The sequence below is a fragment of the Yersinia sp. J1 genome (assembly GCF_050586585.1).
In the GTDB taxonomy this organism is placed as follows: domain Bacteria; phylum Pseudomonadota; class Gammaproteobacteria; order Enterobacterales; family Enterobacteriaceae; genus Yersinia; species Yersinia entomophaga.
On record NZ_JBOBDP010000011.1, the window covers coordinates 20,166 to 35,114 of the forward strand.

The following is a 14,949-nucleotide window of genomic DNA, read 5'->3' on the forward strand; positions in this document are numbered from 1 at the left end:
AGATGCCTTATGCCATACGCAGCACGCTTTGGATTCTAACCTATCTGTTCTTTATTCTGGCTCCGCTATTTGCCATGTTGCTTGGCACCATGCCGCCTGCGCGAGATTTCTGGACCGAGTTTTCTGTGGCTCTAGGCTATGCCGGTTTGGCGATGATGGGGCTACAATTCGGCCTGACCGCTCGCTTTCGCTATGTAACTGAACCTTGGGGGGAGGACGTAATTTATCACTTCCACCGTCGCATTTCTCTGATTGCCGTTGCGCTGGTTATCGCTCACCCGATAATTCTGTTTGTTATTCGCCCCGAACTCCTGGCTCTGCTGAATTTTATCGAAGCACCTTGGCGCGCCCGCTTCGCCGCTATTTCAACTTATTCATTAATAGCATTGGTTGTGACGGCTTTATGGCGTGTGCAGTTAAAAATTCGCTACGAAATTTGGCATCTAACCCACATTATTCTCGCATTACTGGCGGTGATCGCCGGTATTCTGCATATGATTGGCTGGAGTTTCTATTTGCAAGACCCGTGGAAACGCGGGCTATGGGTGGCGCTGATCGCTTTCTGGTTTTCCTTGCTGCTCTACATTCGCCTGGTTAAGCCGTTATTTATGCTACGAAAACCTTATAGAGTGAGTGAAGTGCGCCGGGAGCGCGGCGATACCGTGACTTTGGTGATGCATCCGGATGGGCATAAGGGCTTTCGTTTTACTCCGGGTCAGTTTGGCTGGTTAACGCTTTGGGGCAGCCCGTTTAAGATTACCGGTCATCCATTTTCATTTTCGTCGAGCGCCGAGGCTCAGGATGGGCGAGTTGAGATGTCAATTCGCAATCTTGGGGACTTTACTCAGAGAATTCCAGAGGTCACTCCCGGACAACGGCTTTACCTTGATGGGCCTTACGGCGCTTTTACTTTGGGTCATCCGGCCGATATGCATATCTTGATTGCGGGCGGCGTAGGCATTACCCCCATGATGAGCATGATTCGCACGCTGGCCGATCGCGGGGATAAACGCCCTGTCATTCTGCTTTATGGCAGTAAAAGCTGGGAATCCATTACTTTTCGCGAAGAGTTAGAGTCGTTGCAATTAAAACTGGATCTGAAGGTGGTACATGTACTTACCCAGCCACCGCCGGATTGGCCGGGTGAACGTGGTTTTATTACCGGTGAACTGCTAAAACGTCATCTGCCGCCCGAATATGCAGACCATGAATACTTTATCTGCGGCCCAGATATCATGATGGATGCCATAGAAAAAGCGTTGGATGAATTGAACGTGCCGCTATCCAAATACCACTCCGAACGTTATCACTTTGCCTAAGGATATTCCTAATGCGTCGTCTATTTTCTGAAAGGCTTGCTGTAGCCACGGGGGTAATCGTTATCCTACTGGCACTATTATTTGCATTTATCCGCGTTATGCCCTGAATCACTGCTTGGAACCGGCGTTTGTGAACGATGGGAAATTAAATTGGCCACCCCTAATTTACAAACGCCATTGGCATGAAGAGATTGAAAATGGAAAGACAAAAGCGGCTGGCCAATATCAATCCGACCATTTAATCTATCGGACAATGTAGATAATTCTGCAATGCTCCATCCCAACGTGGCAACGCCGAAAAATCAGGCATCATCTTACCCTCACCTCCAGCCATATAATCCGGCTGGTATGCTGGCGGGCCGATCAGGCGAACCATTTGGCAAACGGTATCCAGCTGTTGGCGATCTCCTAGCACCGATTGAATATTGCGCCACAGGTATTCTCTTCGCTCTGGCGCTAATCGTCCGAGAGCCTCTCCCAGTAATTGTGCATGTTTATTGCGCGCCGAATCCGTATCTATTCGACTGGCGTCGTACCAGGTGTAGGTTCCCGCTAATGAAAATAACAACGTAGCCGAGCGGTAATTTCCCTGTTCAGCACATTGATTCATTTGCTGGTAAAGCGCCACCGGTAACAATGAGTCAGCCGTATTATCTTTAGCATCATTGCACTGCAACTGCTTTATTATTTCAGCTCGCGTTAAGGATTCCTGCGATTTAAACAAAGGGGTTATTTGTTTATGGTAACTACAGCCACTCAGAACAATTACTAGCCCCAAAGGGAGAAAATATAGCGGTGATGTTGTTCTTTTAAATATCATCGGTTTCACCATTCAACCTTATCTTCAGGGCGAAGTCCGTCTGATAATAATGTTTCCTGCATCCACTCGTTATAAAGCATTTTGAAAGCAAACTCTTCAGGCGTCATGGGTATATCTGTTTTTTGATTCATCATGACATCCAGCGATTCTACCTTTGTGTTATCAGCCACATCCCCTGCAAGGTTCCCACCGCTAATCTTATTAATATCACCGATCATCACATTCATCCTTAGTTAATTACGCCTCGTTTACCGGTAAATTCTGTGGCGCGTTATCCAAATGTCGAGTCAGTACAGTTCTCAGCCGCTGTAAGCCACTCTCAGACAGTTTCCCACATGATTCCCGTAGTGATTTTGTCCCTAACAGTTTGGGCATTTCGCTATCAATAAACTCATCTGGAATAAACTCAGCGAGCTGATCTTTATATTTCATGACAAAACGCCGATCGGCGTGGTAATCAATCACCACCGGCCCTTTCCAAATTCGCTCCAGCAATCCAGCCAATTCTTTCGAGCCTTGATTCATCGTCGCAGGAAGTAATAGATGCAGAGATTGTGGCGTATCTTCAACACGCAATTCATGTAACCAATTATCCAGCAGGGCAAGAAAAACTTCGTCTTGATGTAATATCCCCGATAACATGTTTTTAACCTCGAGCTGTAACTCTTGGTATAATTGGTGGCTGAGAGACTGATAATCTTCCATATAACCGACTACGGCTTCTGCCGCGCTCACTATCCCTTTTTCATAACCTTGGGTATAAGCCTGATGATGTAAAATTTCAGCGTCTGCCTGCGCCTGTTTAATTATTTTTCTGGCGCGAATCTGAGCCTCTACCAGAATATTTTTAGCCATCTTGCGTCGTAAAATAGCCGACTTAGTTAACAAGATACCTTCTAGCGCATTTAGCGGATGGCTAGTCTCTATATCGTTTTGCATGTTGGATAGCTAACCTTAATAACAATACATCAGCAGTCGGATTTATCTGCCGCTCAAGGCTGATTGCTCCACCGCCAGGAAAGAGTAATGGAATACGTTGCCTGATTGCGTCAGGTAAATCCTGACTGAAGCACAATAATTCATTTATTGCCTGAGCCCGCAGCCACTGAACATCCGGCGAGATATCTGACGGGCAACGACTGGTTTCTATTAATTCTAATTGGGCGAACTGACGTGCCATAGCAGAAAGCATTTCCAGCTTTCCACCATATGCCAGACAGGCACGATAACGCTGGCAGCTCATTAAAAAAGCCACCTTGGGAAGAATGAACCAGTTATCAATAAAAAGGCGCGTTAGCCCATTAGATATCCTGTGGTCGTATTGTGTCGAAATATTCAACGCGTCAAGCAAGACTTGATTGATTACGCTGCGGCATAGGCCGCGGTTAAATTGGTCGGGAATTCGAACGCGCTCAGGATGTATCCAGGACAAAGGATCAAATAATATCCGGTCAAGCTGGCTAACACCCATTCCCTTCTTCAAGCTCATTCACTTTCCGCCGCTGGATGAATTTCAGTGCGTTTTTTCCGATACAGGTACATAGCGATACTGGAAAAAATAAAGAGAATTACCGCGGCAATCATAAACCACAGCGTCCCACCTAAACCTTTTTTCACCGTGAAAGGAGCCTGATGTTGCATTTGCGGTATTTTGGAAAGAACCACCGAAATATCGTTATAGGCAACGTCATCAAAGCTATTCTTCAGGAAGCGTTTCACATCGCTGATCATCACTGTGGCATCAATATTTTCAGCATCGTATTTCACCAGCGCCGAAAGGTGAACCGGAATACTATTCTTTTGGCCTTCACTCGAGCTTAAATCGTAGCTGACATGAACCCGCGCTGAAACAACCCCTTGCAAGGTTTGTAACGACTGTTCGAGACGTTGCTCGATTCCCGAATAAAGTCGTGCCTTCTCCGCTCGTGGAGAAGAAATCAAAGAATCGCTGGGGAACATTTCGGCAATTTCTATTCGAGGTCTGGTGGGTAAATCATAGGTATTCATCAGATCAACCGCCGCGGCGAAATCGATCTTATTGACCGATACCACATAGCCTTCTTTGGTAATTTCCTTCTTACTGGCATCAATATTATTACGCTGTAATAACGCGATAATTTCGTTGGCCTGCGTTTGATCGAGCTTTTTAAGCAGCTCCTGCTCTTTACAGCCGACCAATAACAACAACAACAGAGGAACAAGTATTTTAAATTTAAGCATTGTTATGCACGCACAACGGTTTCAACTGCCCCGATAGCTTTTCGGGTCAGCGTGGCGAATAAGGACATTTTCAAATTATATTCAGCGGTTCTTTGCTGCAACTCGAATAGCTGTGCCGGATCTGACGTTGTTTGCGGGTCCTGTATTTTATTCAGCACATGGCTTTTTTCAGCATCAGATGTCACCACGCCTTTAGCCAGAGCCTGCATAACCAGACTATCTAGCGACATAACATCATCAGATGCCATCACCGCATCATGAGAAAACGCCGTGACGGACATAACTCCAGTAATAGATTCGGACATAGTGATCTCAATTAATTAATGACAAAGGGCAGTCATACCCTTTGTGTAATAACTCATACGTAATAACTAGCGGAAGTTGGTAATAATCGCCGAACCAACGTCTTTATAGACTTTAACCACGTTGGACTGTGCATTTCGGTACAACGTATATTCGGAAAGTCGTGATTGATATTGTGCTAACAGCATCGGGTCAGATGGATCCCCTTTCAACGAGGCCAATGCTTTCTCAAGTTCCTCGTTCAAACTGGTTACGCCAGTATCAAAAGAGGCTGATTTCTCGGAAAGAAAACCTTCCCATGGAGGTGTCGCATAAATTGGAGGATTAGCCATATTTATTTCTCATTTAAAGATAAAGGTTTAGGAAAATACCAGTGAGAAGGAGAAACCTTTACATACCCCTGATCACCATATTTAAAGGATTTGCCCTTGAGCCAGTCATTATTTAGCTCTATGGAAAATTGCACATACTGGCCCCCCCAAAGCTGATAATAACTTTGGACAAAGGTCTTTATTCTTTGTAATTCGCTGTCATCCATTTCTCCCCGGATAACAAAAGTGACGCTATCAACGTTCTTATTCTCACTAAAAACAATCGACATTTTACTCAAGCCTTGCTCAGCTTCTTTCGCCACTAACGAATCTTTCATCTGATTAAAAACAATTGAATCAGCATAAGGTATTTCTTTTTTCAGCAATTCAGACAATCTGTTTTTCTGAGTATTGTCCAGACGCCCTCTTTCATAACTCAACAGAACAACCGGCTCTGTGGGATTGCTGAGATAAATGCGATGAAATTTTAACGCTGGCCAATGTTCATTCAGCCAAAGGCTAATACGCGACTCCTCTGCCGGGATATTGACCACTTTAACTGAAGATGAAGGTGGATTTCTTACCAAGGCTTGTTGTGCCCAATACATTGATTTTTCATCATTGGCCAGAATATAAGTTATCTTGTCTCTTCCCTGAAGATACTGATACTGATTCTTTTTATATCCAAGCAGAGACGAAATTTCTAAAATCTTGCGCTGCTGGCTATTAAAATAGGTATAGCCCCAAACCGTTATGCACAGCGTGAGCAACAGGAGTATCAGCCCAGTCCAAAACCAACCTTTTTTCTTCTCCATCGGCTTTGACGTATTTTTGATTCCCGTTTCAGGATGGTTGAGGATATCCTGGCTCCACGTATCATGTTCAAAACGCGCGGCGAGATCTAAAGTACCGATATGAATCACTTCGTTAAGATTAACTGTATTTTCTATGTTACCGTCAGGTTTTAACTCTCGTAGTGTTAGAGTGGTTTTTTCATTTTGATTATTCTCCACCACGGCTTCAAAGCTAACACCGCCTTGTTCCATAGGAACAAATATCATATTTTCTGGAAGTACCGTTCCTGAATTTTGAGCGTGAATATTCTCCCGTTCAGACACGATAAATAAAGTTGTACCCGAGTCTAAAACAAACTCGCACCCTCGCAAGACACTGTTAAGTAGACGCACAACAATGCGTGGTGATGTGCCGCCATGTTCAGTTTCATTAACCATAATTGAGAGTTCTAGCCCCAAGCGCGCGTTATTAATTTATTGAAATATTCAAATTACTGGCGCTATTAGAAACATTTTTTAGAGTGAGATCTTGATTAAAAAATGATGAGAGATTGATGCAGGTTTACAGTCCGAAAGGAACAGGCTAAGTAGAAGAGTTAGCATGAAAAAGCGAGAGAGCCATATAAAATACGCCCTCTCAAAACACGAAGTAAAGCTCAATAAAAATCATTATAAAACCATATAGTTAACCGTCAAGTTAACATTAATTTAGTAATGGATAGATGAATCGATCCGGCCGTTGAAAGAAGCTATTACTGCGGGAGAAAAACAGCGTTGAAGCTTCTTTTTCCTTCGCAGGAGGAACAAAGCGATAACCTCGTCCATATACGGTAACAATATAATCTTTATTCCCACCTAATAATCGCCTTAGGCCATAAACACAGCGGGTTAAAGACTCATCGGAAATCTGCACACCATGCCAGATTTTTTCAATAATCGTATCTTTAGAGAGCAGTTGCTCTCGTGAATCAAGAAACAATCTTAAGAGCGCCAATTCTTTCGGTGGAATAAGAATACGTTCGTTAAGATGCATAAGGTCGCCATCATAGCTTAATGAGTAATTACCAAATCGATGCTGAATCACTTTGCGGCCCTCATAGTTTACTCTTTCCTATGTTCACCCTTTAAAAAATCAAAAGGGAATATTAATTTTACAAGGTGTAATGTAAATCATTCTTATTATGCAACATATCTAACGAGTCGCAGCCATGCTGAAAAATAGACTAATCGGCCTGCAAATATAAACTCACAAGATATCTACATGCTTATATAATTAACCAGATCACTAAGTGATTACTTTAAAAAAACGATCATTATAATTATTATGATTTAGATTAAATTGATTTTTTTGAGGTCGTAACCTAAGGCCTTTTGATAAAGAAAGATTCTGCGCAATATCTTACTCACTGCCGATGATAAATATATACATATATTTACAAAACTATGATGGCTGATGCATTAACTCAAAGTGATTTGTGAGTCATTGATTTATCCTTGAGATAAGAAAATAATGATTTTCATTGAACATTAAGATACTACTAAAGAGTTACCGTATTTCTCATGACAATTTCGTAAAGGTCGCCAACGGTTTCAAACTGCTCGATATCCTGTTTATTGAAATCAAATCCGAATCGTTCTTCCAAAGCCATCGTAATATCAAGCAAAGCAACGGAGTCAGCATAAAGATCGTTAACAATGTGCTTATCTGGTGAAATATCAACCTGCTCACAAAATAGGCAGGACACCAAAACTTCATCAATAATCGCTTTCATATCTAATCTGTCCTTTAATTTCACCCTTCCTTATCTACAATAAGGAAAGGTGAAATTAGCTCAGTTAAATTTATTTGTTTGCGCTGCGAGGAGGCTGATACCCAGATAATGCCGAGGAAGAACCTGGACTCATCACTATTCGATCAGAATCAACCGCCGCTGGTGCAGGGTTTTTAGGTTTTAATCGTGACGCATCACGCCCTTTACTCTCATCTTCGAAGCGTTGGCGTTTGGCGGTAAATGATTCTGGATGCTCTTCGGGTACTGCATTTAAATTAGTATGTGCTGCATTTGGTGTCGAAATAGAATCTGTTTCAGTAATATTTAACGCTGTTTCAACCTGAGTCTGCACCGTAGGATTATTCAATGGCCGATTTGGCGGCATTATCACGCGGGTACGATTGACATTATGACTCTCTCGTTCTGGTGAGGAGGTTTTCTCCGCAGTCATCTTAGGCAAAAACTGGCCGCTATTACGAACCGCTTCACTACTTCTCCGGTTTAATTGATCAATTCGGTTTGGCGATTCCATTCCTCCGATAAACGCAGGCCCTACAGTACGCGTATTAGGCGGATTGACATGATTTTGCTTCGGCAAATACGGAGTAACTGAATCCCACGTCGTAGCGGAACCATTAAACCGTGGCGGCACTACCCTATTATTTACCTGCGCGTTCGTCTCTGGCGCATTTATCTCAGCCTTAATCGGATTAGCTGTAATAGTCGCGGAACGAGTAGAGACTCCCGTTTCATGATTAGAATTCTTGCTACGCAGTACCACATCTGAATCAAGCTGTGAAATGCTATCTGTTACTACACGGGTTGACCGAGTTATCTCTGACTGATGAGAAACTTTTTTCTGGACCACCAATTCGTCGTGGGTATCTGTTTCAGTCGCAGGTACATGATCCCCCTGCGCTGACCTGTCGCGGGTCAGAATCGATTTATGATTCATCAAAGGCGCGGGGCTAATGGGTTCAAGAACTTCCGTTGAATCCATTCCCGGCGTATTACCATCAACAAAAGTTGTGAATGGCGTTGGCTTGCTGTCATTACTAACACCAATGACCGACTTACCCATTGCCTCTCTTTGCGCGATGTCTTTCTGCCCATCGTTTTCCAGAGTTTTATCTGCAACATTAACGCGTTTAGTCTCCGTCGCATGAGCCGATGCTGGTCTGTCACCTGCCGGATAACCATTAATAGATGGGCTAAATACCGGATTAAATAAAGGGCTGATAGTCGGATTTACCGTAACAGTCGTTGGATTAGCCGGCTGAGTTGGCGATGAGGAACTAGCACCAAAGTAATAGTTGTAAGTATTGTAGGTTACTCCAGGCGCGTTTGCTGTTGGCGTTGGCGTGGCCGGTGCTGCCGGAGCGGCAGGCGTTTCTCTGTTCGGTGCCGCGGGCGGATTTGGGCCGTCGATGGTGTCTCCCTGCGGAGCGTTAATTCTCGATTGCAGAAGATTTAATACCACCGCAATCAGCTTGAAATCCTGAGTAAGATTCTCAAACCGCGACTTGGCACTGTCCGCTATATTTTGATCCCTTTGCCCATCGAGCAATGACAGTGATTCACGAAATATTTCGTGAGGATCGGCATTATCGCTAAAATAAGCAGACACCAGCGGCCACACCTGATTAACCAATATTTGTTCACCAAGTTTTTTCGGTTCCGCTGATCCCATACTAATTAGCTTCTGCTGCAATTCAGCAAATTTTTCGTGATTCTTTTTTGTACTATTATCGCCTAGCGCAGAATTATTACGCAATTTATCCTGTGTCAGCAGTTTGACTAAAGAATTAGCGATATCAGAAAACGCCTTGTCTTTACTCTCCCCTGTAAGCTGATTTTCGCAGCAATAGTTTTTGGTCTCGCTAAATAACTGCATAAATCTCAGGACATTATCTTTCCCCTTTGCATCAATGGCATTGTCTAATATTCCTTTGACCTCAGCCTTTTTGTCTGCCGGTAGCTCGGAGAGAAAGGCTTCTTTAGCCTGTTCCATATGCTGACCGTAAAAAATCTCGCCGGTTGGAATATCAGCGGGAGCATTTAAGGTCGCAGCACGAGCCTGCGGCTCAGGGGAGTTTGAACCCTGCAACTGCGACTGCGTTTGGGTATGTAACTGGGCACAAACGCTACGCACATTAGAACACTTGCTGCTGGGATTATTGCATGCAGGTTCTGTTGAGGGTTTAACAGGCACATTCTGTATGTGACTAATATTCGCAGCCACAGAAGACTGGCTATGGGTATTAGCGTTCTGCGTGATACGGCTGAAATCAAGTTGAGGAGTGACAGCCAGTTGTATAGAAGATGGCATATTCTTTCCTTATCGCTAATTACTGAAAAAGCTTTTGTCTGTCTCAAGCAAACTGGAGATAGTGCTACTGAGAACTTTAATTAAATTATCGAACGTGGAGCTGGCGGTACTGTATTTCTGTAAGTGGCTTTGCATAGCTGTTTGTAGTTTTTCTGCCTGCGCGTCAAAACCTGCCATCCAAGCCTGGAATTTGGCAGAGTTCATATCTTCAACATCGTTATGCGGCAGATCGCTTTTCATTTTTGTTAGCGGGCTGGTGTCTATGGTACAAACCCAAGAACCATCAGGCAGTTGTTTAACGCAGGTATCTGGATCAACACCTAATTCACTGGCCCATGCCTTTGCATCGTCCTTAGATGCCCCTTTAATCCCACCGGTCTCACTTTGTTTAGGAAATAAAACGGCGGCTTTAGTGACAGGGTTTACAGAATATTTTTTCAGTAATGCATCTAATTCCTTTCTGATCTCACCTGACTTCAGAATGATATTTCCGTCTTTACCGGAACTAATAAATTCCTGTAATTTAGATTTCAGATCGGAGAAATCACTGAAAAAATCAGAATATTGTTTCACTGCGTACTCATGGACGGATAAATAACTGTCATCCATTTCGCCAATGGCGTCGGCCAAGTCCTTATAAATATCCCAACTGGAGATCGGACCTTTATTTTCCGTCGGTTCTGTCGCAGGAGCGAACCGAACAGACCGAGCGGCAGCCTGTAATTCAGCCGCTTGTTCGTCCGTTAAGTCATAGTTCTCAGGATTTGCCTGCGCCAATTGTGCAATGGTTTGCAATTGCTTACTGGTGCTGTCAATTAACAATGTGCGGCGAGCAAGGCTGCTTTTATCCGAAGCCGCAGCACGTAATGCATCTAACTGCGTGCGAGCAAGAGCGTCACTTTTATCGGGTGTTAGCAATATCTCTAGCTGTTTATCACAATCCTGCTGACTTTTTCCCTCAGTAGAAAATGCGGCTAATCGCGCAGCTCGCTCAGGCTGACGCTGCTCAATATCGCGTAATGTGCCTAACAGCGCGTTGGCGCCCTGAGCGATTTTATCTGAATTATGCAAGGTATCTAACTGAGTTTTTGTTTTCGTCAAAACCTGTTGCCGGATGGTCATGCGAGCAGCTTTTGCCTCTTCATTAACCGCAGCGGCGGGAGCCTGCGACGTTTCATTAGAATTAACCGCTAAATGCTCGGAAAAACGCACAGTGTTGTGATTATTAGTAATTCCATCCATAACTGACTCACTTATCGCTCAGACATATGAAAAATCGCCCCCAAAACTCCGGGGGCTTAGCAACTACACTTTGTTATTGATCATGCTGCTGATCGTTTCATTTTTTGCCGTTACCGTTTGGAACAGCATATTCATCAGCAAATTCAGCAATTGCTTATCACGGTCGCTACGTTTGACTGATTCAGCATGGGTTTCCTGCTTGACGGATTTCTCATTTTCCTGAATCGCCGCGCCGGCTTTCTCTTCAGCCTCATTCACCTGGAACTGGGACGCCGCTACCGCCCCCATAGGGTTGCCCATCTGGCTGGCCGCGTTACCTTGACCAATGACTTTTTGCGCATTATTCATTTGGCGACTGCTTTCGATCCCCTTCAGCGTTGCACTGTATTGTTTATCGTGGATCGCGCCGCCTTCGATAATTGATTTATCATTCTGTAGTACGGCAGAGCCAGGTTTTTGCCCTGGCCCCACTTTGTTCAGAGCGCTGATACTTTTGTTCGCCTGATTCTGGAAATTAGCCTGTTGTTTGGACACATCAAGCGATTTATTCGACATTTTGGTGCCCTTCATCGCCCGAGCTTGCCCACCCACGGTGGTGGCCAAACCAACGACACCTTGAGTAATCGCTTGATTTCGTGCTTCTTTACCACTTTGGATAGTATGTGCGGCAGAGGCTTGCGCCGCTTTAGCCGAAAGCTCTAGCTGATGGCCGCCCAGCTTATTTTCCGCCACTCGCATTTCAGTCAATACTTTCACTGCAAGCATCACGACATTAGATAATCTGGCACCAAATGAATTATTAAGATTGGTGATGGCAAAGCCCTGTTTAGGCTGTGCTGCATCGGTAGCCTTGGTTTGTTCAGCAGCGAAATTGCTGACGCCGGTAATATGTTTCAGCTGCTCTTGCAACAGCGTTGGCTGGGTTTCAACCGTCGGTGCGGCAATCGCCGGTTTTGGCGTGTCGTCCGCAGGGCTCACCGCAGCGGTGGTTCTCTTCTCAGCCAAATCCACCATCATCAATTTACTCGCCGTTGGTTGAATCTCACCTTGAGGTTCTCGCAGCGCCGCCGCCTGAGGGCTAATTTTCCCCTCTGTTTTTACATTTTTATTTTCAGCCGTTGATTTATTCGATTCAGTCGGCTGATTCGTATTATTTGCATTTTTTTTAATTGACTCTTTATCGCCATTTAATTCTTTTTTTGTAATATCTAGATTCGGATAATTCAGAATAAGGTTGTGACTATTACTGCCAATGGATGATGACATATTATTTACCTATTAGGTTATGGAGTGATATTAAACGTGCATATTGCGAAGAATAGTACGTCCTGTGTCTTGTTGTTTAAGGAGTACCGAGGACATATTCTTCATCAACTCCTGCATTAGCGTTTGCTCTTGTTTAAAATACGCAAGAATCTGCTCTGAGAATTTTTTCAGTATTTCCATATCTGCGCTACCGAGTTTAAATGCCGCTAACGCCTCCATAGCATCAGCCTGTAAATTCCCTGCCACTATATTGCCGGTGGTTTGAGTCACGCCAGAGCCAACGGTGGTTACGCTACGTAACATCTCCATATTATTCAATTGCTTTTTCAATGCTACCGGATCTTTTGATAGTGACTTGGACAGGCTTTTGCTCGCTTGTTTGAAAACCTGATTCACTTGCTTACCGGCACTTTTAACTACTTTCGGCACCAGTTTTTTCAGCGCTTGCTCGATGGTTTTCTTAATCGTTTCCATAATCATATTTGTCATCGCCTTACCCATTTTTTCGATGACAAACTTAGCCGCTGACTTAGCAAAATAAGCTACGGCAATAATAACCGCAACGGTCACTGCGGCAGAAACTACGCTATGAATGGTATCCATCATATTTGCCCCGGTGGCTTTATCTATTGCTTTAAGCAATAAACCAATCGGAGTTTTATCAAATATCTCTTCCACTACTTTAGAAATTAATGACATTAATGGCATAAAGATATGTTCCATAAATGGATTTAAAATCATGCCAGTCAAAGATTGTCCCGTCGCCGCCTCCATAATAGGGTCGGCAACCATTAAACCTATACCTATTGCCATTAATGCTACTCCGGCGCCGCCAAATACCGATGTAATAGCACCAATGGCAATGGCTAGTCCGCCCAGAATATCAGCAATGCAGCCGGTCATCTTGCGCGTTTCTTCCGCCTTACGCAGTTGCTCATCGTATTCAGCGGCTTTTTTGGTCATATCCTTTTGACGCGCTTCCTGGAGTTTTTGCGTCATGGCTAAATCATTCTTTAATTTATTGATCGAGTTCTCACCTACGATTTCAATAAATTTCCCCATCAGCATGGTCATGGTGGCCATGCTGCTGAGCTGTTTTTCTTTCTGCTGATCGATTTGCCCAGCGATAGCTGCGTTGCCAGGTAAAGCGGCGCTGTATTTAACGTCCGCCGCCTTTATTAACCCTTCAAGTTTCGTTTGCAGACTCATGGCCGCTTGTTGCTTTTGATCCGCCACGGCCTGAGCTTTACTGGTTGCCGCCTCTGCCGTATTGAGATCGGACTGCGCGCCAGCGACTTTCTTTTCCGCGGCAATATAACGAGGATCGTCTTTTTCTACGCCTTCTCTCTTTAGCTTGTCCAGATCTGATTTGGCCTGATCGAGAAGCTCTTTTTTCTGCGATTGATTTTTATTAGCCGAGCCTAATTGGCTTACCGCATTTTCAAACTCAGATAAAGCCTGCTCGGTCTCGCCCATTGCTTTATCAATCTCGGCATTTGCCTTTTCTCCCTCTTTCTTACGCGCGTCCAGGGTAGACATTAATATGGAAAGGTTAGACGAGAGTTTACTCAATGCCATTTCACTGCTTAAATTCAGCATTTGAGTTAATAACAGCAACAGAGCTCCGTCTTTAGTCAGATTACTGTTCGCTTTTCTCAGGACTGGAGCTTCCTGTAAAAGCGCATTATTCAGCTCAACTTCAACATCACCACTGAGCGTTGGGTCAATGCCGGCGGAAATGATATTGCGTGCAGATTCTTGCGCTGCCTGCAATTTTTGATTGGCCGCCGCCATAATTGAACCACCCTGCTGCGGCAGCATTCGAGTTTTTTGCTTTAATGCCGCCATATTTTCATTGCTGGCGTCATTTAACAAATAGCCAGCAAGCTGGATAGGGGTATTATTAACACTCGTCGTAGCCATAATTTCTCCAATTACGTAACGATCTTCGGCTTAATCTGCCTCTTCGTTCGTTTCTTTCCTGTTTTGTCGAATAGTTTGTAAATAAACTTTCGCTTTTTTAATTAAATTTTCATCGTCACTACGCTTACACACCAAATCAAAACACTGCATGGCCTTAACAAAATTACCCATTAATAATTGACATTGACCGCTGAAGAATACCGGGCTGAAATTATCTTTCCCCATCACATAAGCAAGAGAATAGAGATCGCATGCCTTCTGATAGTTTTTCTTCAGCTGATTCACTGCGCCTAATCCAATAAAGTAATCGGTATTATTTAAGTCATACATACAGAGAAAACTGAAGAAATTTTCAGCCTCGTCTAAATGCCCCTTGTGATAAAACTGGTAGGCATGAGCATATATATGCTCCATCATTTCATCAGATACACCGTGAATGTCTTTTAGCATGGCACCCTGATTGAGAGCAGCCCACAGCATGTTTTCAATTTCATCATCGCTAATAATCGTATTTTCCTGGGTCATACCTTGTTATCTCCTAGGTTGTTCGTTACCGCGTGAATGCTGCTGCCGATAACGATATTTAATCATGGGTAAATAAAAACTACATTTAAGGAACGCTCATCCCCTTTCAAACACAGGCAATTCTT

Annotated in this window: 16 protein-coding genes; 1 reads left to right on the forward strand and 15 read right to left on the reverse strand. The window is 43.9% G+C overall.

The features are described from left to right. Positions 1–2 precede the first annotated feature (2 nt). A complete protein-coding gene (locus ACQ4OC_RS14465) occupies positions 3–1,319 on the forward strand; it encodes a ferredoxin reductase family protein (RefSeq protein ID WP_064517832.1) in 1,317 nt (438 codons plus the stop codon). 238 nt (positions 1,320–1,557) lie between these two features. Here the strand turns inward: ACQ4OC_RS14465 and ACQ4OC_RS14470 are convergent, their stop codons facing one another. The 15 genes from ACQ4OC_RS14470 to sicA form a co-directional block, all read right to left on the reverse strand. Continuing rightward, a complete protein-coding gene (locus ACQ4OC_RS14470) occupies positions 1,558–2,043 on the reverse strand; it encodes a hypothetical protein (RefSeq protein WP_162975211.1) in 486 nt (161 codons plus the stop codon). Positions 2,044–2,144: 101 nt separating this feature from the next. Further along, the gene (locus ACQ4OC_RS14475) at positions 2,145–2,357 is read right to left on the reverse strand and encodes a hypothetical protein (protein ID WP_064517830.1); all 213 of its coding nucleotides are present in this window, start codon (positions 2,355–2,357) and stop codon (positions 2,145–2,147) included. 19 nt (positions 2,358–2,376) lie between these two features. Continuing rightward, complete coding sequence (locus tag ACQ4OC_RS14480; protein ID WP_120806710.1) at positions 2,377–3,078, reverse strand: hypothetical protein; 702 nt, start codon at positions 3,076–3,078, stop codon at positions 2,377–2,379. Further along, entirely contained in the window at positions 3,056–3,610 is a 555-nt protein-coding gene (locus ACQ4OC_RS14485; protein ID WP_162975212.1) for a type III secretion apparatus protein OrgA/MxiK, read from the reverse strand. The genes ACQ4OC_RS14480 and ACQ4OC_RS14485 overlap by 23 nt, the downstream gene beginning before the upstream one ends. 14 nt (positions 3,611–3,624) lie before the next feature. Continuing rightward, entirely contained in the window at positions 3,625–4,359 is a 735-nt protein-coding gene (locus ACQ4OC_RS14490) for an EscJ/YscJ/HrcJ family type III secretion inner membrane ring protein (protein WP_064517823.1), read from the reverse strand. Positions 4,360–4,361: 2 nt separating this feature from the next. Next, positions 4,362–4,664, reverse strand: coding sequence for a type III secretion system inner rod subunit SctI (sctI, locus tag ACQ4OC_RS14495; protein WP_064517821.1), 303 nt, complete (start codon positions 4,662–4,664; stop codon positions 4,362–4,364). Between the two features lie 66 nt (positions 4,665–4,730). Continuing rightward, positions 4,731–4,994, reverse strand: a complete 264-nt coding sequence (locus ACQ4OC_RS14500) for a type III secretion system needle complex protein (protein WP_064517818.1) — start codon at positions 4,992–4,994, stop codon at positions 4,731–4,733. Between the two features lie 2 nt (positions 4,995–4,996). Continuing rightward, complete coding sequence (locus ACQ4OC_RS14505; RefSeq protein WP_071925616.1) at positions 4,997–6,205, reverse strand: PrgH/EprH family type III secretion apparatus protein; 1,209 nt, start codon at positions 6,203–6,205, stop codon at positions 4,997–4,999. A gap of 265 nt (positions 6,206–6,470) precedes the next feature. Then, positions 6,471–6,851 (reverse strand): winged helix-turn-helix domain-containing protein, encoded by a 381-nt coding sequence (locus ACQ4OC_RS14510; RefSeq protein ID WP_128821904.1) that lies wholly within the window; start codon positions 6,849–6,851, stop codon positions 6,471–6,473. A gap of 454 nt (positions 6,852–7,305) precedes the next feature. After that, on the reverse strand, positions 7,306–7,539 hold the full coding sequence (locus ACQ4OC_RS14515) for a phosphopantetheine-binding protein (protein WP_084414358.1): 234 nt from the start codon (positions 7,537–7,539) through the stop codon (positions 7,306–7,308). Between the two features lie 70 nt (positions 7,540–7,609). Next, complete coding sequence (locus ACQ4OC_RS14520) at positions 7,610–9,868, reverse strand: hypothetical protein (protein WP_430971296.1); 2,259 nt, start codon at positions 9,866–9,868, stop codon at positions 7,610–7,612. A 15-nt stretch (positions 9,869–9,883) separates the two neighbouring features. Continuing rightward, positions 9,884–11,110 carry a type III secretion system needle tip protein SctA gene (sctA, locus tag ACQ4OC_RS14525; protein ID WP_064517809.1) on the reverse strand — a complete coding sequence of 409 codons (1,227 nt, stop codon included), beginning with the start codon at positions 11,108–11,110 and terminating at the stop codon, positions 9,884–9,886. A gap of 63 nt (positions 11,111–11,173) precedes the next feature. Next, entirely contained in the window at positions 11,174–12,376 is a 1,203-nt protein-coding gene (locus ACQ4OC_RS14530; protein WP_064517807.1) for a hypothetical protein, read from the reverse strand. A gap of 30 nt (positions 12,377–12,406) precedes the next feature. Further along, the gene (gene sctE / locus ACQ4OC_RS14535; RefSeq protein ID WP_064517805.1) at positions 12,407–14,299 is read right to left on the reverse strand and encodes a type III secretion system translocon subunit SctE; all 1,893 of its coding nucleotides are present in this window, start codon (positions 14,297–14,299) and stop codon (positions 12,407–12,409) included. Positions 14,300–14,329: 30 nt separating this feature from the next. Then, the gene (gene sicA / locus ACQ4OC_RS14540) at positions 14,330–14,824 is read right to left on the reverse strand and encodes a type III secretion system translocator chaperone SicA (protein ID WP_064517803.1); all 495 of its coding nucleotides are present in this window, start codon (positions 14,822–14,824) and stop codon (positions 14,330–14,332) included. Positions 14,825–14,949: the final 125 nt, after the last annotated feature.